Source organism: Phnomibacter ginsenosidimutans (assembly GCF_009740285.1).
Classification (GTDB): domain Bacteria; phylum Bacteroidota; class Bacteroidia; order Chitinophagales; family Chitinophagaceae; genus Phnomibacter; species Phnomibacter ginsenosidimutans.
The window spans coordinates 3,922,119-3,947,726 of sequence record NZ_CP046566.1 but is presented as its reverse complement, the minus strand read 5'-3'; the positions used below and the strand labels follow the sequence as shown (position 1 = coordinate 3,947,726).

Sequence of the window (25,608 nt, the reverse complement as noted above, 5' to 3'; positions counted from 1 at the left end):
TTGATTCATCACCATGTGGTATCGCTTAGGAAAATTTGTACTGCAGTACAGGCTTGTGCTGTTGATTGTGTTGTTCGTAGCTTCGGGTTTTATGACCTGGCATGCATTGCAGGTAAAACTCAGTTACGAATTTTCAAAAGCCATTCCTACCGACAATGAAAAATACCTGGAGTATCAGGCTTTCAAAAACAAGTTTGGCGAAGACGGCAGTGTACTGGTGATGGGTGTAGAAGACCCGCAGTTTTTCAGCAAGCCACATTTTGATGCCTACCGGCAAATGCTTGCCGATATAAAACAAGTACGTGGGGTAGAAGGGCTGCTGTCTGTTCCGGCGGCCATCTACCTGCAAAAAAATGATAGCACCGAAAAGCTGCAAACAACCATCCTGTTTGATAGCACGGTGCAAACACAAGAACAGATTGATAGTGCGGCTGCTTTATTCAATGGTATGTTTTTTTACCGCGGCTTGCTGCATAACCCCGATACCAAAGCATATCTGGCGGGTGCCACCATCAACAAGCAAATACTGGCCAGTAAAGACCGTACCCGTGTGGTAAATGAAATTCTGGAAGTAACAAATCGTTTTCACAAGAGCACAGGGGTACAGGTACACATGAGTGGCTTGCCCTTTATCCGTACGCAAATAGCCGATCGCATCAAAAACGAAATGAACTATTTTCTCATTGGTTCATTGGCATTGGCGGTACTCACCTTGGTATTGTTTTTCCGTTCGGCCAGCGCCACTTTGATTTCAATGCTGGTGGTCATTCTCGGCGTAGCCTGGGCCCTTGGCACCATGCATTTGTTTGGTTTCCAAATCACCTTGCTCAATGCGCTTATACCACCATTGATGATTGTAATAGGCATTCCCAACTGTATTTATTTCCTCAACAAATACCACATGAGTTGGGAGGAAATACAGGCACGGGAGAAAGCCCAACCATCCGGCGCTTCGGTTGAAGTATTGAAGCGGGAAGCCCTGTTGAACATGGTAAGTAAAATGGGTATCGTCACCCTGTTTTGCAACATTGCGGCAGCAGTGGGTTTTGCGGTGTTTGCCCTTACCGAAAGTGCCTTGCTCAAAGAGTTTGGTATTGTGGCCGGCATTAATATCATGGTCATTTTTGTTATCTCATTTATCCTCATTCCTTCGGCACTCAGCTACCTGGCCCCGCCCGAAGAAAAGCATACCCGCTACCTGCGCAACCGCTTTTTAGAAAACCTGCTGGTAAAAGTGGAGTACTGGGTACTGCAGCGTCGCAAAATGGTGTACGCCATTACAGCTGTATGTCTGGTGGTAGCCGTGTTGGGCATTTTGCGCCTGAAAAGTGTGGGCTACATTGTTGATGACTTGCCGAAAAACGATGTGATTTATACCGATCCGAAATGGTTTGAAAAACAGTTTGGCGGTGTAATGCCGTTGGAAATAGTGGTGGATGCCGGTAAAAAAGGCGCCATCACCCGCAACCTCAAAACCATTACCAAAATGGATGAGCTGGCCGAATACATCAACGGCTATGCCGAATGTGGCCGTCCGTTGAGTTTGGTAGAAGGCCTCAAGTTTGCAAAGCAGGCATATTACGATGGCGACAGCTTGAGCTACATGGTGCCCAATGAGTTTGACATGGCGTTTATCGGGCCTTACCTCAAAGGCGGCAACAACGCCAATGCCGATACCAGCAGCCAGCTGGCCAAGCTCACCAAAACCTTTATGGACACAGATAAGCAACAGGCCCGTATCAGTATCAACATGGCCGATGTGGGTACGGTGCGGCTTGCAGCATTGCTCGATTCGTTCAAACTCAAAGCCGATACCATTTTCAACCTGGCCTCTCTGGAGCCAAAGAATGCTGAGCAGCCTGATGGCCCGATGGTGGCCACTTTTGATAGCACGTACAAAGTAAAGTTTACGGGCAGTTCGGTTACGTATCTCGAGGGTTCAAGGTTTATCATCAATGGGTTGAAGGAAAGTATTTTCTGGGCGTTTTTGTTGATAGCCCTCACCATGTTGTACCTGTTTAAATCGGTGCGGATATTGGTGTGTTCACTCATCCCCAATATCATTCCGCTGGTGGTAACGGCCGGCATCATGGGCTGGGCAGGGGTGGCCATCAAGCCGTCTACCGTGTTGGTGTTCAGCGTGGCCTTGGGTATTGCCATTGATGTCACCATCCGGTTCTTGGTGAATTACAAACAGGAGCTGCCGACGCATCATAACAACATACTCGCCACAACAACCTCAACCATACGCCACACAGGCATCAGCATCATCTATACATCGCTGGTGTTGGTGGCAGGTTTTGTCATTTTCATGTTCAGCAGTTTTGGCGGCACGTTTGCACTGGGTTGGCTCACCTCATTGACTTTATTGGTAGCCACCGTTACCAATCTGGTGTTTTTGCCGGTGATTATGCTGGCTGTATTGAAGGACAAGCAAAAGGGGTAAGTATTGTCATATTTCTGTCAGTTTGTAAATCCTCAAAATCGAAGCCAGTCAGGCTTTGAGCGGCGATCACTGACTAAAACCATTTATTTATAACCGTTCGTTATAAATAAAAACATTTTCGTTGAAGCAGCATTTAACAACTCTTGAACATCATTAAGTCAAGAGGCTTAAATTTGGCGCTTCCGTTTGAAGGCTGCAAAGGTTTCCAGAGCGGAAAGCATCTAAACGTTTTTAGAAAAATAACCAATTAGTAACGTATGAGAAAAACAGTCCTGTTGGTACTGTGCTTTGTAATTGCTGTAGGGCAATTGATAGCTCAGAACCGAACCCTCAGCGGTAAGATTACCGATGAGAATGGCGCCCCACTCGAGGGAGCTACTGTAACGGTGAAGGGTACAAAAATTGCTGCTACTTCCGCTGCAGACGGTGCCTTCTCCATTTCAGCGCCTACAACTGCTAAGGCACTTGTAGTTTCTTTTGTAGGCAAAGCCACCAAGGAAGTCAACATCGGTTCCAGCAACACCATCAACGTAACGTTGAGTGCTGCCGGCAATGATGGTTTGGACGAAGTAGTAGTGGTAGGTTACCAAACCCGTAGAAAGCGGGATGAAGCTGGTGCCATCTCTACCGTTCGTGCTGCACAAATCGAAAACAGGCCAAATGCCAGTTTAGACGTTGCTCTGCAAGGCAAAGCTGCAGGTGTACTTGTACAGGCTAACAACGGTATTCCTGGGGGTGCGATCAATGTTCGCATACGTGGAGAGGGTTCTATCAATGCTGGCAATCAGCCTCTTTGGATTGTGGATGGAGTACAACTAAACACGAGAAATGATGCAGCGTTTACTCAGGCAAACCCGTTATCGTTTTTGAATCCGGATGATATTGAATCAATTGATATTTTGAAAGATGCGGCTTCTGCAGCTATCTATGGTTCAAATGCGGCTAATGGGGTTGTAATTGTAACAACTAAAAAAGGCAAATCAGGAAAAACCAAGTTTAACTTTAATACATACTTTGGTAGTGTACAGCCGTTGAAACGGTTAAATATGGTGAACAGCCAAGAGTATTTTCAGTTGAGAGCTGAGGGAGTTGGGAATGCTAATAATTTACCTGCAAATAACCTGGCAGTAAAACAAAATGTGCTTGGTACATTTCGAGTTCCTAATGCGGCTAATATGACGAATGCTCAGGCAGATTCAGCGATAGCTGCACTTGCAACTTACGATTGGCAAGATTTTGCTTTTCAGAACGGTACGATTCAAAATTATGAGTTGAGTGCCAGCGGCGGCAATGATCGCAGTACTTTTCGGGTTAGTATGAGTCATCAGGATGTTGAAACTTTTGTTACAAAAGCCGACTTTAGAAGAAGCGCTTTAAAGGTTGACTTGCAAAACAAAGCAACGAGTAAACTTACCTTCTCGACAAGTATTAACCTTAGCACCTCTTTTCAAAATAACCCATTTGCTACTGATGGATCTTTTTTAGGAAGCCCTGCATTTGCAGCTTCTGGTATTTGGCCAATGAACCCCATATATAATGCCGATGGTTCATATTATGGTGTTCCAGGTCAAAATCCAGGTTCATTAATGGGCGTTTTGAATCAGAATATCATTGCAGTAAATGATTGGAATACTGGTTTTACCCGAACGAACCAGCTAGTTGGTAACTTTAGAGTCGATTACAAACTGGCCTCTTGGCTTACATGGAGCAATTTTGCAGGCTTGGATTACAGGCTTGTACAAGGAAAGAGTGTTAGGGATGCACGCACTCCTGATGCTTTTGTCCGTCGTGGTTTAGTACAAACACAAAGCAACTGGAATACAAATACCAATCTCTTCACGACATTGAATTTTAATAAGTCATTTGCTGACAAAAACTCTATCGATGGTGTTATTGGGTACGAATTTAGACGTGAAAACAATGAAACAATATCAGCAACCGGCGATGGTTTTCCGTCATATCAGTTTGTCAGTTTGAATAATGCCGCAAATCCGGTTGGCGTGGGTGAATTTTTTACAGGATTCCGACGCAATGGTGTATTCGGGTCAATCAACTACAGCTATGATAAAAAGTATTTGATAGGTATTTCAGGCCGATATGATGGATCTTCCCGTTTTGGACAAACAGAACGTTTTGGCCTTTTTTATGGTGTAAAAGCCGCATGGAACATCGATCAGGAAAAATTCTTAATCAACTCTAAATTGATTTCGCAACTGCGTCTTCGTATTGGCTATGGAACCACGGGCAATGACCAGATAGGCAATTTTGATGCATTAGGACTTTACGGTTCTGGTGGTGTATACAATGGTTTAGCTGGTTTAGCGTTTACCCAATTGCCTAATCCAACTCTTCGCTGGGAAATTAACGGAACCTTGAATGCAGGTATAGATTTTGCATTTTTTGGAAATCGCATCAATGGTTCAGTTGAAGTTTATAGCAAAGACACAAGGAATTTGTTGCTTCGATCAGCCTGTTCAGCTAACAACCGGCTTTGGTGGATTTACCTCAAACATCGGTTCATTGCATAACCGAGGCATAGAACTGACACTCGGTGCAGATGTTGTCAAAGCTAGTCGTAAGGGGGAATTTAATTGGAACACCAATTTTGTTTTCGCTTACAACAAGCAGGAAGTTACTAAGCTTTATGGCGGTAATAAAATACTGCCTGCTGACCCTAGTATTAGGGTCGGGGAACCTGTTGGCGTTTTGTTTACTCAGCGATATGCGGGTGTTAACGCTGCTACAGGAAGAGCTATGTGGTATGATACATTTGGTAATCTTGCATATCAGGTTCAGGCTAGAGATAGAGTGGTTTTGGGACCAACTCGAATTCCTTTGTTTCAGGGCGGTTTGAGGAATACTTTCAGCTACAAAGGGTTCTCTCTTGATTTATTTTTCCAGTATGAATATGGAAGATGGGCCTCAGATGGGCAAATCAATTTCCTAACCGAATCTCAGGCAAGAATTAATAATCTGAAAGCTTACTATGATGCCCGCTGGACTACTCCCGGACAGATTACTTGGGCGCCCCGGCAAAACGTAAATGGTGCAGAAGTGAAAGGTTCAGGCCAGCAGAGTGGTGATCGAACATGGTTCAAAGCTGATTATATCCGATTGAAAAATATTTTGATTTCTTACGATTTCCCACAGGAAACACTCAGTAAGTTGAAGTTGACAAACGCAAGATTCTACGTTCAGGCAACCAATCTATGGACTTATAGCGATTGGTTTAGTTATGATGTTGAATTCGTAGGAACATCAACCGGCATTATTCCTCAGTCTAAAAACTTTACTGTTGGGCTTCAAGTAGGGTTTTAACCTTGACCAATTAAATTATTAATTATGAAGAAACTTTCGAAAGGAGTTTTTATACTTGCCATTCTTGCATTTCTAACCGCTGGTTGCAAGAAGCAATTAGAGATTGATCCCGTTCAGTCAATCCCTTCAGAGACTGCATTACAAACTCCGGAAAACATAGACGCTGCAATAACTGGATTGTATGCAAGGTTGAAAAACCTCAGACAATATGGTCGTGATTTAATCACACATCCCGAAGCATTAGCAGATAATGGGTATGCAACAAATGCTAGTGGTCGGTTATTGAATGAATCAAATAATGTTTTGAACGCACACTTTACCGGCACAATTTGGTCTAATAGTTATTCCGCTATAAATCAAATTAATCTGATTCTCGAGGCCATTCCAAGGCTCAATGTTGTGCCAGCTCCAACAACAGCAAGAATCAACTCTTGGAGGGGCCAATGTCTCTATCTTAGAGGACTTTACTATTTTGACTTGGTTCGGGTATATGCCTATATTCCGGGTGCTATTATCGATCAGCAAAATCGTGGAGGGGTTCCTATTATTCTAAAAGGAATTGATAATATAGATAGTGCAGTAGCTCTTTTGCCTGAACGTGCTCCTATCAATGATGTCTATTCAAGAATCGTAGCAGATTTGACTGATGCCGAAGGATTACTTGGTTTTGGCCCTACAGCAGATGTGGCGTTAGCTAACAAAGCAGCTGCAAGACTTTTGCTTGCGAGAGTAAACCTATATAGGAGAGACTATGCTGCTGCCAAAAAGTGGGCTGATGATGCCATTGCTTTGGCAGGTGATAGAATGACTGACATAAGCAACTATGAAGCGCAATGGAGAGCAGCGACAAATCGTGAAATACTTTTTCAGGTTCGATTTGCACAAAACAATGAAAATCCAGGAGTTAATGAATCACTTCAAACTTCTTTCACAACATTGACGGCTCCAGGAAACCAGGCTGTTCTGGGAGGATTTGGTGATTTGGTTCCTCGTCCCTCATTATTAGCCGACCTCGGAATCACACTAACTAGTTCAAATTTTGTTGGAGTTAATGCTTCAATTTCATCTCGGTCGACTGATGTTAGAAACCGACTGTTTGAACCCGGCAATGGCGGCAGGACGAAGGTCTGGGTTGAGTGCACGAAGTACATTGGGAAAAATGGATTCATTAATCTGGACAATGTGCCAGTACTTAGGATTGCAGAAGCATATCTCATTCGTGCAGAGTCTGCAGCTACGCCTGGTAGTGCTGTTTTTTCAGAAACAAATGCACTGAATGATCTTAAGTTTCTTAAACAACGGAGATATGAAGGGTATATAGGTTCTGCAATAGAAACTACTGATAACGGTCTTTCTGGAAATGCACTTTTGGAGGAGATTATCAGGCAACGCCGTATAGAGTTTGCTTTTGAAGGTCATCGTTTCTTCGATCTTAAAAGGCTTGGACGAGATATTGTGAAAACAGCTCCTTCTACTGCTACAGTATCTTTTTCTGATGCAAGAATTCTTCCTCCTATTCCCCAACGTGAAGTGGATGGTAATCCTCGCATCAAACAAAATTTCGGCTATTAAACAATAAGACATCTTCTATGAAAAATTTTAGAAATACAATATTGATGTTGGCAATTGTTACAGCGTTTTTGTCAACCGGTTGTATCAAGAACGAAATTGCCACATTTAATGGTGCTCAAATAGAGTGGGACGCAAGTAGCTGGAATTCAAATGCTGCTGGACTTACCTACCCAATGATGATTAGAGTGCCTATTTACAATGCTGCAACCCCCAATTCCTCTCCTTTTATTACCCGCACTACGGGTACTATTCGTTTGCGGGTGAATGTAGTAGGAGCACAAGCTGCTACAGACCGTGCATTTACTTTCAAATTCAACCAGGCAGAATCTACTGGTGCTCCCGGTACACACTTCCAGGCTGTAACAGGTACAGGTACCATTCCTGCCAACAGCAGCTTTGGTTTTGTAGACTTCGTAGTGTTGAACCCCGGTGCTGGTACAGGTACTGCCACTGCAGTGCTTGAACTCACAGAGAACGCAGTGTTTAAACCTGCAACCAACTACGCCAAAATTGGTTTGAGTATTGCACAACCATAAGTTGGTTATTCGCAATATCGATACGCACAAAGGCCGGTCAGGATTGACCGGCCTTTTGCATTTACTCGTTTGTATTGGTGCAATTTTGTAATCTGCTTACGTATAATCCTGTCATGAACCACAAGATTCATTCAATACATTCTGCTGCATGAACTCTGCTAAACCATAACTGTGTAGCAATAAGCAATGGATGTATAGGTATTCAATTGGGTAGAAATTTCATGCCCTACCATAACCTCCTGTTATATCTTTTTTACTTTTTACGCATCTATCCAAAGCAATTAGTTGTCTACATTGCGAATTAGTCAGAGAAGCGCTGCATCTATCAACAACATGTATTGTGAGTGAAGCCCACTAACCATTCTGCTCACACAGACAGGTGCACGTTCTTATTGTGAGATTTATTGTAAACCAAAATTTTAAAAATGAGAAAAATCGCAATGGCAATTGTGTGCCTGTGCATCACCTTCGTGGCTTTTGCACAGAGCAAAACAGTAACCGGAAAGGTTACTGACAGCAAGGATGGCACTGGACTTGTTGGTGTTACGGTATCGGCACCGGGTGGTGCGGGTACTAAATCAGAAGCTGGAGGATCTTATAGTGTGACAGTTCCTGCTTCATCTAAAACACTTACGTTTTCTTTTGTGGGTTATGAAGCTGTAACCCTAAGCATTCCTGCAAACGGAGTATTGAATGTGAGTTTGAAGCTTGCCGAAAATAAACTCGATGAAGTTATCGTCGTTGGTTATGGTACGCAAAAGCGGAAGGAAATTACAGGCAACATTGCCTCTGTGGCTGGTCAGGAAGTAGCCAACCGTCCTGTACAAAGTTTTGAACAGGCTTTGGGTGGCCGTGCCGCAGGTGTTCAAATTTCTATTCCTAACGGTGTGTTGAACAACCCGCCTGTTATCCGGGTGCGTGGTACCAACTCAATCTCGTTGAGCTCACAGCCACTCATTGTAATTGATGGTGTGCCTGTATTTTCAGGTGATGCAAGTGGTACAGATGCTTCTGGTAACGCATTGGCCAGTATCAACCCGAACGATATTGAAAGCATCGACATTAGTAAAGATGCTGCGGCCTCTGCCATCTACGGTAGCCGTGCTGCTAATGGTGTGATCTTCGTAACCACCAAGCGTGGTAAAACCGGTAAGGCAAAAGTTACCCTTGATAGCTGGGTTGGTTTTTCAAAAGTGTTTGGCTTGCCCAACATTTTGAATGCGCAACAGTATACTGACTACAAAAACGAAGCACTCAGAAACCAGGGTACTTTCAATGCAAATACCAATGCATTCTATTTGACCAACGGACCTGATGGACAGCCCATCAATACCAACTGGTACGATTTTGTATACCGCACTGGCATCCAGCATAGCCACACCGTAAATGTGAGTGGTGCCAACGATGCGACCCGCTACTATTTTTCTGCTGGTGTAACCGATCAGTCAGGTATCATTAAGCGCAACGATTTCCGTCGTATTTCTATGCTGGGCAACTTCGATACCAAGGTGGGCAAAATGCTGACGATTGGTGGTAAAATTCAATATTCAAACGAATTGAACGAAGCTGCTGTTAGCTCTGGTTCTATACCTGGTGCTGCATTTGCTACAGCGGGTTTGGGCCGGGCAGCTTTGCTTATTTCGCCAAACGTAGCGCCATACAACAATGATGGTACCTATAACGTGAATGGCCAGTTTATTGGTGTAATGAATAACAAAGTAGGTCAGGTTGGTTTTAATAACCCTGCTGTATCTCTCGATCAAAACAGAAGTAATTCAGAAAACAAACCGTTTCCTCGGAAACATGTTTGCTGAATTGCGTCCTGTGAGTGGTCTTGCTATTCGTACGCAGTACAGTGTTGATTATTTGAACACTGAAAACGAAATTTACTGGAGCCCACAATCTGGCGAAGGTTTTGGTAGCAATGGTTCTGCCACCAGCAGTTTTGTAAACCGCAAAAACTGGGTATGGACTACTACTGCACAATATGATTTCAAAGTGAGCGGCGCCAACAACTTCTCTGTATTGGGCGGTGTGGAGCAGCAGCGTATTCAAGCCAAGAGCTTTGGTTTGAACCGCATTCAGGTAAACGATCCAGACTTCACCAACATTCAGGGTGGTTGGGCTACACCCAACACTGCCGGTTTGGGTATTGGCGAAAGCTATCTCTTGTCTGAGTTTGGTCGTTTGAACTACAACTACGACAGGAAGTATTTCATCAGTGCCAACATCCGTCGTGACCGTGCATCTCAACTGGGTAGCGACAGAAAGGCTGGTACTTTCTGGGGTGTATCTGCCGGTTGGGAAATTGCCAATGAAAACTTCTGGCAATCATCTAAGCTGTCTTCTATTTTCAGCAGCATGAAACTGCGTGGTAGCTATGGCCGCGTAGGTAATATTGCTGGCTTGGGCGACTTCGCTTCGCTCAGCACATTTGGTTCTGGCTTGTATGGCCAAACAGGTACATTGGTGTTCAACCAGGTTGGTAACAATTTCCTCGGTTGGGAAACCAGTAACAAACTCGACATCGGTCTGAATTTCGGTTTCATGAACGACCGCATTACTGCTGAAGTATCTTACTACAACAATGATGTAGACGGATTGATTCTGAACGTGCCTGCTCCTCCAAGTGCCGGTATGCCTAGCTCAGTACCTACCAACGTTGGTACCATGTACAACAGAGGTGTTGAATTGGGCATTAACGCTCAGGTAATCCGGAAGAAAAACTTTAGCTGGTCTTCTTCATTCAACTTCAACTTCAACGAAAACGAAGTGACTTCACTGGCTCCTGGATTGAACCGTGTATTGTCTTCAACCAGTGGTTTGGAAACAGTAAACATTACTGTACCCGGTAGCCCTGTAGGTAGCTTGTTTGTTACGCGTACTAACGGTGTAGACCCTGCTACTGGTCGTCGTATTTTCATCAATGCACAAGGTCGTGAAGTGTTTTATCAGTTCCGTGCAGCCACTGGCTTCAACTTTGAATATGCCGATGGCACACGTGCTCCTAACGTAAGCTCTGCTGATGCGATAGTGTACAAAAACACCAACCCTCGTTTTGTAGGTGGTTGGGATAACACTTTCAACTTTGGTAACTTCTCTTTGAACACTTTGTTTACCTACCAGGCTGGTTTCTACGTGTACTGGGGTACTTATGCGGGTCTTCGTGATCAGCGCTTCTGGAACAACTCTACCGACGTGCTCCGTCGTTGGCAGAAGCCTGGTGACCAAACCGATATGCCTAAGCCTTACTTCGGCGACAACGTATCAAACGGTTCTGCATTCCCATTGGATGTAAACGTGTTTAAGGGCGACTTCATTAAACTGCGTACCGCTCAATTGTCTTACAATCTTCCCCAGTCTGTATTGGGTAAAGCAAGAATCAGCAGTGCCCGCTTCTACGTATCTGGCAACAACCTGTTGATTTTGACCAAGTACCCCGGACCCGATCCTGAAGTATCATCAAACGGTACAGGCAGCACCAATCAAGGTGTAGACCGTAACTCCGTTGGTAATGCTCGTACCATCACCCTCGGTGTAAACATTGGGTTCTAATTTCTAAACACAAAATGATGAAGATGAAAAGAATATTTTTAAATATAGCAGCAGCCACTGTTCTGTTCCAGTTGGCTTCTTGCAAAAAAGACGAGTTTCTGAACCCGGTGCCCACCAATCAGATTTCTGATCTCTCAGCATTCGACAGCGAACTCCGCATTGAAGGACAGGTAAAAGCTCTCTATGCTACCATCAAAAATGCTGGTTTGTATGGCGGTCGCCTTCAGGTGTTTAACGATATACGTGGTGTTGATTTCGTAAACGAAAGAACCAACGTTGTTACTGGTTTCGACGTGTACAACTACGGCCCGGCCAACAGCTCTGGCAACAGCGTAGAAGCTGTATGGAGCCGTGCTTACTATGCTATCAACCTCGCCAACGTCTTTTTGGCGGGTATGGACAGCAAGGGTGAATCTGTAGTAGGTGCCACCAAGGCCAATGCCTATCGTGCAGAAGCCCGTTTGGTTCGTGCATTGTGCTACCATGCCATGGTCAACCTGTATGCTCGTCCTTTTTGGGACGGCAACGGTTCGAAGCCCGGTTTGCCTTTACGTTTAACGCCAAACACTGGTAGTGCCAATTTTGATATGGCTCGTAACACCGTAGCAGAAGTGTACACGCAAATTTTGAATGACCTCAATTTTGCTGAAACCAACCTGCCACTTACAAATGCCAATGCCACTCAAAATGTGATTCGTGCACACAAAAACACAGCAATCGCTTTGAAAGTAAGAGTATTGCTGGGCATGCGTCGTTATGCTGATGTAATAACAGAAGCCAACAAGCTGGTACCTGCTACCGCTCCGTTTGTAGCGCCAACTGGTGTACGTCATGCGTTGAACGCTTCATTTAATACCACATTTACCAACTACACTACAGTAGAAAGCATTCTGTCAATGCCTTTCTATAGCAACGAAGCGCCAGGCACCCAAAACCAGTTGGGTTTCTATTTTCGCCATGACAGCCAGGCTGGTGGTGGCGCAGAATATTCTGTAAACCCCGCAGGTGTATATGCCGATGCTAACTGGAAAGCTGGTGATGCCCGTCGTGCACAAATCCTGATGGCTGCCAACAAACCGTGGTTGAATAAGTATACTACTGCAGCACCTTATACAGACTGGGCTCCGGTTTTGCGTTATCCTGAAGTATTGCTGAGCCTCGCAGAAGCCATCACCCGTTCTACCAATACAGTGGACGCAAGAGCCATTGCTTTGCTGAACGCAGTACGTGGTCGTTCTGATGCTTCTACTGTATTTGCTGCCGGCGATTTTGCCAATGCTGATGCACTTGCCAATGCCATTCTCACCGAACGTCGCATTGAGTTTCTGGGTGAAGGCTTGGCCGGCTTCGACAATACCCGCCTCGGTTTGCCACTGCCTGCAAAACCAGGGGTAACTGCCGTTCCTGCTACTGGTCAAAACTACATCTGGCCTATTCCTGCATCTGAATTGCAGCTGAATGCCCTGATGACGGACAACTAATAGAAAGAAACGTTGTGATAAAAAAACCACCGGTTGAATCCGGTGGTTTTTTATGTAGCACAATTAGCTTCTTCTATCGTACAAATGAGCTTACAGTATTGATGAAAACAGAATCAGGTATGTTTACAGCCTTAACCATACCTGTAGGATCAATCAGCAGGTTGAATGGAATTTTCTGAATGTCTAATTGCTGCAGCACTTTGCTGTCCCAGTATTTCAGGTCGCTGAGTTGTATGGCCGGAACAGAATCTTGGCGAATGGCTTCTATCCAGGTACTTCTGTCTTTATCGATGGATAAGCCTAAAAAAACCAGGTTCTTTTTGTACAAAGCCGATTGTGTTTTGCGCAGTACAATGGCTTGTTTTCTGCTACTACTATCCCAACCAGCCCACACGTATGCCAATACCCATTTGCCACGCAGGCTGCTGAGTGCCACAGCTTGTCCGCTGCTGTCGGGTAGTTGAATTTCGGGTACCGCTTTGTTGAGTAAATGTGTGCCGGGTGTATTCGCCGTTACCAACCGTTGTTCCAATAATTGCAGGCCGGGGTGCTGCGGATGCTTGTCTTGGGCAGCTTTCAGCAATTGCTGCCATTGGCTGCCGGGCAAAAAACGATGCGCCATGCCCAGCGCAAAATACTGCGCCGTTGCATTGGGCTCTTTGCTGATGAAATTGCTGAATAGTTGTTGCAAAGCAGCATAACGTACATCACGTTGCTGCAGTGTTGCTGTACGCAAGCTATCGTTTTGCTTACCTGGTTTATCGGCGGCTATCGCTGCTGCTTCTGCAGTCTTCCATTCAGCGTATGTTTTTTCGAAACTGTTGTACAGCGTCTGGATGCTGCTGCTGGCCGGCGATCCGCTAATCTTGAATTGCTCAGGGTGTTTCGCATCAGCTACAATCTCAATGTCCGGCACATCATTAATAAATAGCAGGCCCGGTCCGTTGGCAATAAACAACTGATACACCGACTCCTGACTCATGGGGGTATGCAATCGAAAACGACCGACACTGTCAATCAGATAGGCAGAGTCAACCACAATTCTTTGTGCTGCGGCGTAGGGCAATTCGGCCAACATTATTTTACCACCGGTGGCATTGCTGAAAGAACCTTTCACCACCAAATCAGTATTGGTGCTTTGCTCACAGCTGTACATGCCCAGTGTCAGCAATACAGCAGCAGCGCTTTGTTTGTATGAAAATGAAAACGGCATCAATTGGTATGAGTTATAGGTATCAGGCGTTGAGTTTTTCTTCCAGCAGTTTGGTTACCAACTGCGGATTGGCCTTGCCTTTGGAGCGTTTTTTTACTTCGCCTACAAACAAGCCAATCAATCCTTTCTTGCCTTTCTGGTATTCTTTCACTTTATCCGGCATGGCAGCCAGCGCTTCATTTACCCATGCTTCTGTAGCATCACTATCATCAGCTTGTACTATGCCGAGCTGCTGTGCCAATGCGGCCACATCTTCACCCGGAGCTGCTATCAATGCTGGCAGCAATTTGGTGGCGGCCATGCTAAAATTCACCTTTCCTTCTTGCACCAACGCAATCAAAGATTGCAAGGCGACAGCAGATAACGGAAAGGCATCTATGCTCACTTGTTGCTCGTTCAACCAACTCTTGATAGGGCCAATGAGCCAGTTGGCGGCGGGTTTGGCAGCAGTGCCAATAGCCAGCAAGGCTTCAAAATAATCCGCCAGTGCTTTTTCTTCACTCAGCACTTGTGCATCCTGCACCGATAGTTGATGCGTGGTCATCCACTGCTGCTGCAACTGTTGCGGCAGTGCCGGCATGGCCTTACGGATATTATCTATCTGCTCGGGGGTAGTGGTAAACGGGGGTAAATCGGGACAGGGGAAGTAACGGTAATCATTGGCTTCTTCTTTTTCCCGCTGCGGAAGGGTGGTATTGTTATCGGCATTGTAGCCGCGGGTTTCCTGCACTATTGTGCCGCCGTTTTGCAACAGCTGTATCTGTCGTTGCGCTTCGGCATCAATGGCCCGCTTTACATTGCGGATGCTGTTGAGGTTTTTCACTTCTACTTTGGTGCCAAGTTTTGGTTCACCTGTCAACCGAACTGAAATGTTGGCATCGCAGCGCAGGCTGCCTTCTTCCATGTTGCCATCGCATACGCCCAACCAACGTACCAATTTGCGTAGCTCGGTCAAAAAGGCAAAGGCTTCATCGCTGCTGCGGATAGCCGGATCTGTAACGAGCTCCAACAGGGGCATACCAGCCCGGTTCAAATCGATGCAACTGTACAATGGGTCGGCATCATGCACACTCTTGCCGGCGTCTTCTTCCAAATGGATATGGTGAATGGGCACATCACTCAATTCGGTACGTACAAAACCGCCCACTAAAATGGGTTCTGTGAGTTGTGTGGTTTGGTAGGCCTTCGGCAAATCGGGGTAGAAATAATGTTTGCGGTCGAAATGGCTGACAGCAGCAATCTGGCAATGCAAAGCCAGACCAAGTTTGATGGCCTGCTCTACAGCTTGCTTGTTGAGCACGGGCAAAGTGCCGGGGTGCGCCAGGCTGATGGGCGACACCTGACTATTGGGCGACAAACCAAAGCTGGTGGTATCGGCGCAAAACAATTTTGTTTGGGTCAGTAGCTGAATGTGTACTTCCAGGCCAACGACGATTTCGTAGGATGACGACATGCTGCAAATGTAAAGCCCTGCTGCCAGCCCTATCAATAAAAAGGCCTCTGCCACAAGGGCAAAGGCCTTTTGAACCAGCCAATGAAAAAATTAGAGCTCGGCGGTTTTAATTTTTTTAGGCACTTTCAGCGTCAGCGTTTCTGCTTTGCCATTGCGTTGCAGTTTGATGGACACGCTTGATTTTTCTCGGCTTTCGGCCAATGCTTCACGTAGGTCATCAACCGTTTTGATAGTTTTCTCTTCTACAGCGGTGATGATATCATCCTTTTGCAGGCCGGCTTTTTGCGCATTGCTTTCCGCTTCTACACTGCTCACCTTGGCGCCATCTCCATCAGGATTGTCTTCTACATTCAAGCCATATTTGGGGCGGTCACTGGGGCCAAACCAGCCAAAGCCTTCCGGCGCACCGCGGAACTCGAACCGCTGCCCGTTGCGGGGCATGGTCATCGCTACGGGTGGTTCCATATTAAAATTGAACCCACGGAATTCATCTCCAAAATCGAAGTCACCTTCCATTGTAAACATGTCTTCGTTTTTGCCTAGGGTCACTTTTGTTTTCTTTTCCTTGCCTTCTCTTTCATACACAAGGTCTACCACGCTTTCGGGCTTGTGCTTGCGTACCGCAGCAGACAAGCTTTCGGGTGAGTTGATTTTTTCTTCATTTACCTGCAGAATCACATCACCCACTTGGAGACCCGCTTTGGCAGCGGCACTTTCTTCCACCACTTCAATTACCTTGGCACCTTTATCGCCTGGCTCGGTACCCACGCCCAAAAAAGCTTTGGGCTCACCTTTGCGTACAATGGTTTTGGTTTTTGCATTCGGCGCCATGCTCATAGTGTTGCCGTTGATCACGATGCGTTTGTTGCCTTTGAACTCCGCGGCAGGTTTTCCGTTGATGGTCACTTTGCCATCTTCTATCACTATCACGGTTTTCTCTTTGTCGTCGGGGGAGGTCACAAACACTTTTTCCTCAATCACTTTTTTCTGAGGGGCTTTGGGCGAAGCTGGTTTTGTTTGGGCCATTGCTGCACTTACACTAAGCATTGCCACGGCCAGGCCAAGTATTTTTTTCATATCTAAGAAGATTTTCGTAGATCAAATATAGAGAAGAAATTCTTTCTACGAAACATTTCGCAGATTTTAGAAATCTTTATGAAAACGGAGGGGCAGACAGTTCATAACAGCTTGAAAACGTGGGATGTGTAAACAGCGTGGATGAAAAGTGTTGGTCATTCACAAAATATTAATATTATTGCTGCTACGAATGACTGGGAGTTGATTGCCCCGGTTTATTTGGGAACTTAGTTTTGTGATTGCTTGTGATAACGATGGCTGTCGCTTTTGCGGCAGCCTTTTTTGTGCCGCTTAATTTATGGCCCTCAGGCGGCTGAGGGTTTCGCGGCTGATGCCTAAAAAGCTGGACAAAAGCTTGACCGGAAAACGCTGTAAATATTCGGGATGCGACTGGCTGAGCCACTCATACCGGGCATGTGCATCCATGGTCAAAAAGGTTTCGAGGCGGAAAATATTGTATTGCAGTGCCCGCTCCAACAGGGTAACGTAGAGTTGCTGCCATGCCGGAATTTTACGGGCCAGTTCGTGAAAACGGGTATAGGAAATCCGTTGAATTTCTGATTTTTCAATCGCCTGAATGGCTTCAAATGAAGGCTGATGGTTCATAAACGATACCAGTGCCGTACCCATTTGACCCTCTGTATTAATGTACCGGGTAGATTCTTCGCCGCTTTCCCGGACTGTATACATACGGATGGCACCAGATTCTACAAAGTAGAAATAATTGCAAACATGTTCCTGATGCAACAGCACTTCTCCCTTGGCTACAGTGATGGGTACAAAGGCTCCCAAAATGTAGTCGAACTCATCATCGCTGATGGAAACAATGGATTCAATATAATCACGTAATGATGCAGACATGTATGTGGTGTTTTTGACGAGTGCTGTGTAGTATTAAGGTACATACAAAACAGCAAAATGGATGGTGAAAAAAGATGTGTGTGGAGTGAGTAGCTGCAATCGGAGTAAATATTGTTGGTTAATCGGAGGCGTCGTTGGTTGTGGCTTCTTGCTTTTTCTGTGCCTGATCTCGTTCCATTTCTATAATCCAGTCTTTTCGGCGAAGCTCAAAGTTGGTGCCGAGGTAGAGGCGCCGAACCTGTTCATCATCGGCCAGTTCTGGCGCTGTGCCATGGCGGAATATTTTACCCTCAATGAGCAAGTAAGCACGGTCGCAAATGCTGAGGGTTTCGTTTACGTTGTGGTCGGTTATGAGGATGCCGATGTTGCGGTATTTGAGGCGGGCCACCACGGTTTGAATGTCTTCCACCGCAATGGGGTCTACACCGGCAAAGGGTTCGTCCAGCAAAATGAATTTGGGATCCACCGCCAATGCACGGGCTATTTCTGTACGGCGCCGTTCGCCACCACTCAGGCTGTCGCCATTGTTGTGGCGTACATGGCCCAGGTTAAACTCTTCCAGCAACTGCTCCATTTTGTGTTGCCGCTCTGCTTTGGTAAGCTTGGTCATTTCCAACACTGCCATGATGTTGTCTTGCACACTCAACTTTCGAAACACGCTGGCTTCCTGTGGCAGATAACCAATACCCATTTGTGCCCGCTTGTACATGGGCAGTTTGGTAATGTTGATGTCGTTGAGAAAAACTTCGCCTTCATCGGGCCGGATGAGGCCTACCACCATGTAAAAGTTGGTGGTTTTGCCGGCACCATTGGGCCCGAGCAAGCCCACAATTTCGCCCTGCGTTACATGCACCGATACATGATCCACCACGGTGCGGCCACTGTAGGTTTTTACCAGATTGTTGGTTTGAATGGTGAGTTGCAAGGCTGAAATAATTTGCAGCAAATGTAAGGGGCGCATGGCGGATGGCATGCAGTAAAGCGTTAAATGCAGCGTGGAGCACGACGCCGACGTTTGCACAGAATCGCTCCACTTTGCAGCATCCGTTCTTTGCAAACGGCTACATTTGCAATCCATTCACCAGCAATCATGAAAGTAACGGAACACATACAAAAGGCCGCCGGCAATACATTGGTATCGTTTGAAGTGCTGCCTCCACTCAAGGGTAAAACCATTCAAACGTTGTACGATCACCTCGATCCGTTGATGGAGTTTCAGCCACCATGGATCAATGTGACTTACCACCGTGCTGAAACCATGTTTAAGAAAAAAGCCGATGGCAGTTTTGATAAAGTGGAGGTGCGGAAACGCCCCGGTACCGTAGGCATTTGCGCAGCACTGCGCAACCACTACAATGTAGATGCAGTGCCGCACCTGATTTGCGGTGGCTTTAGCAAACAGGAAACAGAAAACGCCCTCATCGATTTGCATTTTCTTGGCATCGACAATGTGCTGGTGCTTCGCGGCGATGCCGAAAAAAATGAACCCTCATTTGTGCCTCACCCCGATGGCCACCGCCATGCTACCGATTTACTAAAGCAGGTAGTAGACCTGAACCACGGCTTGTATTTGGAAGACGATATTCAGAATGGCGGTAAAACCAATTTTTGCATTGGTGTGGCCGGCTATCCCGAAAAACATTTTGAAGCCCCCAACCTGGAAATTGATTTGCAATACCTGAAAGAGAAAGTGGATGGTGGGGCAGATTACATCATGACGCAAATGTTTTTCGACAACCAGAAGTTTTTTGAGTTTGAAAAAGCCTGTCGTGCTGCTGGTATCAATGTGCCCATTATTCCCGGTTTGAAACCGCTGACCACCAAAAAGCAACTCACGGTATTGCCCCGTATTTTTCATGTAGACTTACCTACCGAGCTGAGCCTGGAAGTGATGAAATGCAAAAGCGATGCAGAAGTAGAACAGGTTGGTACCGAGTGGCTCATTCAGCAATCGAAAGAACTGAAAGCACACGGTGTGCCAGTATTGCACTACTACACCTTGGGCAAGCCCAAAGTAATTTGGAATGTGGTGAAAGCGATTGTGTAAGTAAAAACTACGTCAGCATTTGTGCAGCACAAATACAAATGCTTTATCTGGTGAAATATCCTGCAAAGCCTGCCTTACTTTGGCAGGCTTTTGTATAAACCGAAACTTCTTGAGGTCGGCCACTTCCACCACTTCGGCCCATTGAGCAGTTTGCTGAATATGGCCCAGCATTTGCGCAATGCTGCGCAACTCTGCTGCTTTGGCACTATCCGAATAATATGCTTTGGCCAGTATTACATTGGCCACCACAGGCTTCCGAACCATGGGCTTCAATCATGCAGTTGGGAGTGCTATTGCCGTTTACTCAATAGCCAACCATACCACTTTTTTGGGGGCAGCCACAGCCTTTGCTTCCTCTGCTACCGGCGCAGGATACAAGGCTAACCGCCAATACCAAAACCAGTAGCCAATTCATTTTGTTTTGCATAGTGAAGTTTTTTTGTGAGCTGCTTTGCAATGATACGGTGCACCCTGCAATGGCCCATCAACTGTGTAGAACGTTTAAAAACCTAATTTCATTTTCCATTGTACAAAAAAATGCAGCAACCGTCACACATTCTGGTAGCACCACTCGATTGGGGCCTTGGTCATGCTACCCGCTGCATACCCATCATTCATGCATTGCTGCAAGCTGGTTGCCGGGTATCGCTGGCGGCCGATGGGCCACCCGCCCGGTTATTGCAGGAAGCATTTCCACAACTAACCATGCACCGCTTACCGGGCTATGGCATTCATTTTGGCAAAGGCCATGTGCTACGCAGTTTACTACAGCAGGTACCGGCTATTGTAAAAGCCATTCGTGCTGAACATGCATGGTTGCAGCAACTGCAGGCTACACAACATTTTGATGCGGTCATTTCCGACAACCGCTATGGATTGTACCATGCTGCATGCCCCAGTATTTTGATAACGCATCAATTGCAACCAGCCATGCCCAAAGGCTGGGGTTGGTTGCAAGCTTTGGCAAGAAAATTCTTTTACCAGCGCATCGAAAAATTTACCGCCTGCTGGGTACCCGATGAAGCAAATACAACCGCTGCTCTCAGTGGTATCTTGGGTCATCCATCGGTGATGCCTCGCATTCCCGTGCACTATTTGGGTTGGCTCAGCCGCATGCAGGCACAGCCTGAACAAGCAAAAGCATACGAAGTGATGATGTTGCTATCGGGGCCCGAACCGCAGCGGAGCATGTTGGAAAACCGCTTGCTGCAACAGCTGCAGCATTTTCTTGGAAAGGCCATATTGGTGCGTGGTTTGCCCAATGCAGATGATTCTTTTTCTGTTCGTCTGCCGCATGTAACGGTGCACAATCATCTGCCCACAGCAGCATTGCAAACGGCCATGTTGCAATCGGGCTACATCGTTTGCCGTGGCGGCTACAGCACGTTGATGGATGCTTATACACTACGTAAAAAATGTTTGCTCATTCCTACACCCGGCCAAACAGAACAGGAGTATCTGGCGCAAACCTTAGCATCGAAACATCAAGCAATTTGTTTTGCGCAAGATGATTTCGATTTGAGTGATGCCTTGCAACAAGCCGAAACTTTCAACTGGCAAGTATTGCCACAACCGCAAGCATCAGAGCGTTTGCAGGCATTTGTATCGAATTGGGTGAAGGAAACATTTTCAACCGGTCATTGAATAGGTATGCTGATGGCACGGATGTAACGGATTATCGCTGCTGCATTTTAATCTGTGTATCTGTGGCGGAAAAAATATAGCAGCAGCTGCACAGGTTTTTTGTTTTTCGAAATGGGTAAAGTATGTGCTGGCACAAGCTTGTGCGAACTACTTTTGCCGGCAGCATATGCAACGTACTACCAAAGCACACCTGGCGGTGATGGGCGCCAACCTCTTGTTTGGGGTAAACTACAGTATGGTAAAAATGCTGACGCCAACACTCATGGGCTCCTTTGCCCTCAATGTGGTGCGGATTGTAGGCAGTGTACTGTTGTTTTGGTTATTGTTTTTATTCAAGCCCGTAAGAGCAGGCATTGACAAAAAAGACCTGCCCCGGTTTTTGCTCTGCGCCATTTGTGGTGTCGTTATCAATCAGATTTTATTCATCAAAGGGCTGTCGCTTACTTCCAGTATTCATGGCTCATTGCTATCACTGGGTTCGCCCATTTTTATTACTGTGGCGGCAGCGTGGTTGCTACACGAACCTTTTACCCGCAACAAGGGCATTGGTTTAACCCTTGGCATTTCTGGTGCCTGCTTGCTGGTACTGAGTCGGACCGGGCAAAAAGAGGGCAGCCAAATGTTGTTGGGCGATATCATGATTGTCATCAACAGCATCAGCTATGCACTCTATTTTGTATGGGTGCGGCCGCTGATGGAAAAGTATCATCCCATTCAAGTAATTCGTTGGGTGTTTACACTCGGCATGTTGTTTTTGGTACCCATTGGTTTCAACGATTTTATGCAAACCAAATTTGCAGCTATGCCCGCCACCGGATGGCTGGCGATGTTTTTTGTAATTATCGGCGGAACGTTTTTGCCCTATCTCTTCAATGTGTTTGGTATCAAGCATTTGGGCCCCGGCATTACGGGCAGCTACATTTATACGCAGCCATTTTTTGCCGCCATTATTGGTGTATTGTTTTTAAACGAACACATGGGCTGGCAGCAATTGCTGGCAGGTGCTATGATTGCCAGCGGTGTACTGATTGTAAACCGGAAATAGAAGTGTATGCTGTTCAAATACCAGAGTCGTAACCACTAAGACACAAAGCAGGCACAAAGAGTACTAAAGAAAGGAACCATACTTTGTGACCTTTGAGAAACCATCGTGTATTGGTGGTTTGTAGCTCCAAAGCACCGTTTTAGCAACACATCAAAAATTCTTAGGATAATCAAACAACCAAAAACGCACTTCACTGCTCAGTGCATCTTTCCAATGGTCGCATAAAAAATGAACGCCAAACACGCTGCAGGTGGGCATGTTATCAATGCGGGCCACTCCCAGTTGGTTGGCAAATTCGGTAATGCCGGGGTTGTGGCTGAAGATGGCTGTTGTTTTCCAATCATCGTTGAGCTGTGCAATCACCTGTTCAAATATCATGGGTGGCGCATGGTACAGCGCCTGATAAGTGCTGATGTGTTGTGCATCTACTTTGTATGCCGCAGCAAAGAGTTTGGCAGTAGTAAAAGCTCTTTTGGCGGTGCTGCTTACCCAGCCATCAATGTGCACTTTTTTGCTCAGCAATCGCTCCGCCATCATGGGTGCATCTTTCAAACCGCGGTCGTTCAATGGCCGGTCAAAGTCTTGCAGCGTGGGGCTGTCCCAACTGCTTTTGGCATGACGAATGAGGAGGAGGGATTTCATACCCTAAATGTACAAATTTGAAAATGTGCTAATTTGAGAATTTGAAAATGGACAGATCTAATCTTGTACTTTATAAAGGCAAAAGAGAAGGTCTGCACCAATTGTACAGACCCTCTCGCATATTCATCATTAGCACATTGGCTCATTGTTAGTATCCTCTCACATTCTTGCCTTCCATATAGTTCATGAAAGCTTTGTTGCACACTTTGTTGCCACCGGGTGTGGGGTAGTTGCCTGTAAAGTACCAGTCGCCAGTGTTGGTGGGGCAGCTTTCGTGCAGGTCTTCAATGGTTTGATAAATGACTTGCACCGGTATATTGAGTCCTTGCGGTGTAATCATCTGCGCAATTTTATCGCTGATTTCCTGCGGGGTAAATGGCGCATACACACCACGGACCACGTTTTTGCTATGCAGTTGATTAGTGCGTTGCAACTCTTTACATTCTTTGTACAGCTCGGTGAGCATGGCCCGCTGGTCCCGTTCTTTCAGTAGTTCAATAGCTGCCTGAAAGGCAATGAAATCGCCCATCTTGCTCATATCAATACCGTAGCAATCGGGATAACGTATTTGAGGTGCTGATGAAACAACGATGATTTTTTTCGGCTTCAAACGGCCCAGCATGCGGATGATGCTTTCCCGCAACGTAGTGCCCCGCACAATGCTGTCATCTATCACTACCAGTGTATCCAGGTTGGGGCGCAAAGTGCCGTACGTGATGTCGTACACGTGTTGCACCATGTCTTGCCGGCTCACATCTTCGGTAATGAAGGTGCGCATCTTCACGTCTTTGATGGTGAGCTTTTCCTGACGGATTTTACGGGTAATCATTTCTGTGAGCTTCTCCTCATCAAAGTCTTTGTCCCAGCTCATGATGCGCTGCACTTTGATTTGGTTCAGGTATTCTTCCATGCCCTTTACCATACCAAAGTAGGCTACTTCGGCGGTGTTGGGGATGTAGGAAACGATGGTGTTTTTCAGGTCGTACTCAATGGCTTCGAGCACGGGCTTGCTCAGCTTGTGGCCGAGGGCAATGCGTTCCCGGTAAATCTTTTCATCATTACCCCGGCTGAAGTAAATGCGTTCAAAGCTGCAGGCCCGACGTTCTTTCGGTTCCAGTATTTGCTCAATGCTGTAGTTGCCATGATCGTCGATGATGATGGCGTTGCCAGGCATCAGTTCAAGTACTTCATTTTCGCCCACATTGAAAGTGGTGCGGATGGCGGCCCGTTCGCTGGCGGCTACAATAAAGTCTTCGTGAATGTAATAGTAGCTGGGGCGAATGCCATTGGCATCACGCATCACAAAGCTGTGTCCGTTGCCAATGATGCCGCCAATATGATAACCACCATCAAACAGTGAAGCAGACTTTTGCAACACGGCTTTGATGTCAGGTTTTTCGTTTTCTTTTTCGTCTTCTTTCACCAAAAAATGATGGATGACTTCCATCATAGCGGCGAGGTCGCTTTGCTTCTGAAATTCACCCGGATCAATGTTCACCAAATCGAAGAGTTCTTCGGTGTTGACCAGGTTGAAGTTGCCGGCCAGTGCCAGGTTGCGGGAAGGACGAATGTCTTTTTTGATAAAAGGATGGCAAAATGCCACATCATTTTTACCCTGTGTACCATAGCGCAGGTGGCCCAGCAGCAACTCGCCCAAAAACGGCAGGTGACCCTTAGCCAAACCAGGATGTTTCAGCATGTCGGGCTGGTACTTTTCCAGCTCGGCTACTTCGGCACCTACTTTGGCAAAAATGTCGGCAATGGGCTGGTTGGCAATGCTGCGCATCCGGTGCATAAAGGGGTAGCCCGGTTCGGCATTGAGTTTTACCGAGGCAAAACCGGCGCCATCTTGCCCACGGTTGTGTTGTTTTTCCATCAGCAGGTACAGCTTGTTGATGCCGTACATGACGGTTCCGTATTTCTGTAAGAAATGGGAAAATGGCTTCCGTAAACGAATAAAGGCCAGGCCACATTCGTGTTTGATAGCGTCGCTCATGAGTAAAAAGAAAGAGGCGCAAAGGTAACAACCGCCACTCGCAATTCCGCTGTAAATATTCTTTGGCATTGCCAAAGAAGCAAACGCTATTGGAGGACAACAACAGTTATTGAATTACATACGCCAGTTTAGCCCCGAAATGCCAACCCAGCAAGGGAAAGTCAGGATGTATAACCATACCAGATACAATGCCTAAATGCCAGTCTTTGGCTGGTTTATAATACAAGCTTACATTGGTAGGAAACACCAAATCAGTCCAGGTGCTGGTGAATGGTACATAGTTATTATTGAGGATAGCAGTATAGTCTTCGGTTTTGGTGAGTAACCCTAACCCGGCTCCACCCATTATTTCCCAATGCTGCTTATTCAGCATTTTATATTGGTACAAAGCGCCGACAATATGGTCATTGGTGCGGGTGCTTCTGTTGCCTTTTTCTGTACCCATTACCACGTTGGTATTATTTATATCTACATAGTAGTGTTTGCCTGTAAGGTACATGGCCGATAAAATATGTCGCTTAGCTAAATGATATTCGAAAGATATACGGTAAAACCCCCCTTCTAAAGAATGATGATAGTAAGGACTGTTGTACACGCCTGCGCCAAACGATAACCGAAGTGATTTTGCCGGTTGAGCAATGGATACACCTGTAAAAATCAAAACAGTATAAAACAAAATAATAAAGCGATGCATAGAAAGAATAGTGTGTAATAAATGAGCA

20 protein-coding genes are annotated in these 25,608 nt (G+C 46.0%); 11 read left to right on the top strand and 9 right to left on the bottom strand.

The genetic code is table 11. The features are described from left to right. The first annotated feature begins 13 nt into the window (after nucleotides 1-13). From GLV81_RS17045 to GLV81_RS17015, 8 genes are all read left to right on the top strand, one after another. Entirely contained in the window at nucleotides 14-2,446 is a 2,433-nt protein-coding gene (locus GLV81_RS17045; RefSeq protein ID WP_157479948.1) for an efflux RND transporter permease subunit, read from the top strand. 257 nt (nucleotides 2,447-2,703) lie between these two features. Then, complete coding sequence (locus GLV81_RS17040) at nucleotides 2,704-4,974, top strand: SusC/RagA family TonB-linked outer membrane protein (RefSeq protein WP_157479946.1); 2,271 nt, start codon at nucleotides 2,704-2,706, stop codon at nucleotides 4,972-4,974. Continuing rightward, on the top strand, nucleotides 4,967-5,764 hold the full coding sequence (locus tag GLV81_RS17035; protein WP_197428697.1) for a SusC/RagA family TonB-linked outer membrane protein: 798 nt from the start codon (nucleotides 4,967-4,969) through the stop codon (nucleotides 5,762-5,764). Before GLV81_RS17040 ends, GLV81_RS17035 begins: the two co-directional genes overlap by 8 nt. Nucleotides 5,765-5,788: 24 nt before the next feature. Continuing rightward, the gene (locus GLV81_RS17030; protein ID WP_157479943.1) at nucleotides 5,789-7,336 is read left to right on the top strand and encodes a RagB/SusD family nutrient uptake outer membrane protein; all 1,548 of its coding nucleotides are present in this window, start codon (nucleotides 5,789-5,791) and stop codon (nucleotides 7,334-7,336) included. 44 nt (nucleotides 7,337-7,380) lie between these two features. Beyond that, complete coding sequence (locus GLV81_RS17025; protein ID WP_197428696.1) at nucleotides 7,381-7,872, top strand: DUF4843 domain-containing protein; 492 nt, start codon at nucleotides 7,381-7,383, stop codon at nucleotides 7,870-7,872. A gap of 425 nt (nucleotides 7,873-8,297) precedes the next feature. Then, nucleotides 8,298-9,686, top strand: coding sequence for a TonB-dependent receptor plug domain-containing protein (locus GLV81_RS19600; RefSeq protein ID WP_197428695.1), 1,389 nt, complete (start codon nucleotides 8,298-8,300; stop codon nucleotides 9,684-9,686). Further along, nucleotides 9,676-11,427: a TonB-dependent receptor domain-containing protein gene (locus tag GLV81_RS19595; protein WP_197428694.1), complete on the top strand. Its 1,752-nt coding sequence runs from the start codon at nucleotides 9,676-9,678 to the stop codon at nucleotides 11,425-11,427. Before GLV81_RS19600 ends, GLV81_RS19595 begins: the two co-directional genes overlap by 11 nt. 23 nt (nucleotides 11,428-11,450) lie before the next feature. Beyond that, nucleotides 11,451-12,908, top strand: a complete 1,458-nt coding sequence (locus GLV81_RS17015) for a RagB/SusD family nutrient uptake outer membrane protein (RefSeq protein ID WP_157479941.1) — start codon at nucleotides 11,451-11,453, stop codon at nucleotides 12,906-12,908. Nucleotides 12,909-12,981: 73 nt separating this feature from the next. Here GLV81_RS17015 and GLV81_RS17010 read toward each other — a convergent pair whose 3' ends face one another. The 5 genes from GLV81_RS17010 to lptB form a co-directional block, all read right to left on the bottom strand. Continuing rightward, nucleotides 12,982-14,121 (bottom strand): TlpA disulfide reductase family protein, encoded by a 1,140-nt coding sequence (locus GLV81_RS17010; protein ID WP_157479940.1) that lies wholly within the window; start codon nucleotides 14,119-14,121, stop codon nucleotides 12,982-12,984. Between the two features lie 22 nt (nucleotides 14,122-14,143). Then, nucleotides 14,144-15,574, bottom strand: coding sequence for an Asp-tRNA(Asn)/Glu-tRNA(Gln) amidotransferase subunit GatB (gene gatB / locus GLV81_RS17005; RefSeq protein WP_157479939.1), 1,431 nt, complete (start codon nucleotides 15,572-15,574; stop codon nucleotides 14,144-14,146). 90 nt (nucleotides 15,575-15,664) lie between these two features. Continuing rightward, nucleotides 15,665-16,651 carry a PDZ domain-containing protein gene (locus GLV81_RS21445; RefSeq protein ID WP_157479938.1) on the bottom strand — a complete coding sequence of 329 codons (987 nt, stop codon included), beginning with the start codon at nucleotides 16,649-16,651 and terminating at the stop codon, nucleotides 15,665-15,667. Nucleotides 16,652-16,942: 291 nt separating this feature from the next. Next, entirely contained in the window at nucleotides 16,943-17,512 is a 570-nt protein-coding gene (locus GLV81_RS16995; RefSeq protein WP_157479937.1) for a Crp/Fnr family transcriptional regulator, read from the bottom strand. Between the two features lie 118 nt (nucleotides 17,513-17,630). After that, nucleotides 17,631-18,473 (bottom strand): LPS export ABC transporter ATP-binding protein, encoded by an 843-nt coding sequence (lptB, locus tag GLV81_RS16990; protein ID WP_157480788.1) that lies wholly within the window; start codon nucleotides 18,471-18,473, stop codon nucleotides 17,631-17,633. A gap of 129 nt (nucleotides 18,474-18,602) precedes the next feature. Between lptB and GLV81_RS16985 the strand changes: the two genes are divergently transcribed. Further along, nucleotides 18,603-19,559: a methylenetetrahydrofolate reductase gene (locus GLV81_RS16985; protein WP_157479936.1), complete on the top strand. Its 957-nt coding sequence runs from the start codon at nucleotides 18,603-18,605 to the stop codon at nucleotides 19,557-19,559. Between the two features lie 12 nt (nucleotides 19,560-19,571). Here GLV81_RS16985 and GLV81_RS16980 read toward each other — a convergent pair whose 3' ends face one another. Further along, entirely contained in the window at nucleotides 19,572-19,823 is a 252-nt protein-coding gene (locus tag GLV81_RS16980; RefSeq protein ID WP_197428693.1) for a hypothetical protein, read from the bottom strand. Between the two features lie 273 nt (nucleotides 19,824-20,096). Here GLV81_RS16980 and GLV81_RS16975 point away from each other — a divergent pair, with 273 nt between their 5' ends. Both GLV81_RS16975 and GLV81_RS16970 read left to right on the top strand, forming a co-directional pair. Continuing rightward, nucleotides 20,097-21,203: a glycosyltransferase gene (locus GLV81_RS16975; RefSeq protein WP_157479934.1), complete on the top strand. Its 1,107-nt coding sequence runs from the start codon at nucleotides 20,097-20,099 to the stop codon at nucleotides 21,201-21,203. A gap of 166 nt (nucleotides 21,204-21,369) precedes the next feature. After that, nucleotides 21,370-22,248, top strand: a complete 879-nt coding sequence (locus tag GLV81_RS16970) for a DMT family transporter (protein ID WP_157479933.1) — start codon at nucleotides 21,370-21,372, stop codon at nucleotides 22,246-22,248. A gap of 150 nt (nucleotides 22,249-22,398) precedes the next feature. Here GLV81_RS16970 and GLV81_RS16965 read toward each other — a convergent pair whose 3' ends face one another. The 3 genes from GLV81_RS16965 to GLV81_RS16955 all read right to left on the bottom strand — a co-directional run bounded on the left by GLV81_RS16965 (nucleotide 22,399) and on the right by GLV81_RS16955 (nucleotide 25,580). Then, nucleotides 22,399-22,890: a SixA phosphatase family protein gene (locus GLV81_RS16965; protein WP_157479932.1), complete on the bottom strand. Its 492-nt coding sequence runs from the start codon at nucleotides 22,888-22,890 to the stop codon at nucleotides 22,399-22,401. A 148-nt stretch (nucleotides 22,891-23,038) separates the two neighbouring features. Beyond that, complete coding sequence (locus GLV81_RS16960; protein ID WP_246186098.1) at nucleotides 23,039-24,796, bottom strand: amidophosphoribosyltransferase; 1,758 nt, start codon at nucleotides 24,794-24,796, stop codon at nucleotides 23,039-23,041. Between the two features lie 196 nt (nucleotides 24,797-24,992). Continuing rightward, nucleotides 24,993-25,580 (bottom strand): hypothetical protein, encoded by a 588-nt coding sequence (locus GLV81_RS16955; RefSeq protein ID WP_157479931.1) that lies wholly within the window; start codon nucleotides 25,578-25,580, stop codon nucleotides 24,993-24,995. Nucleotides 25,581-25,608 lie beyond the last annotated feature (28 nt).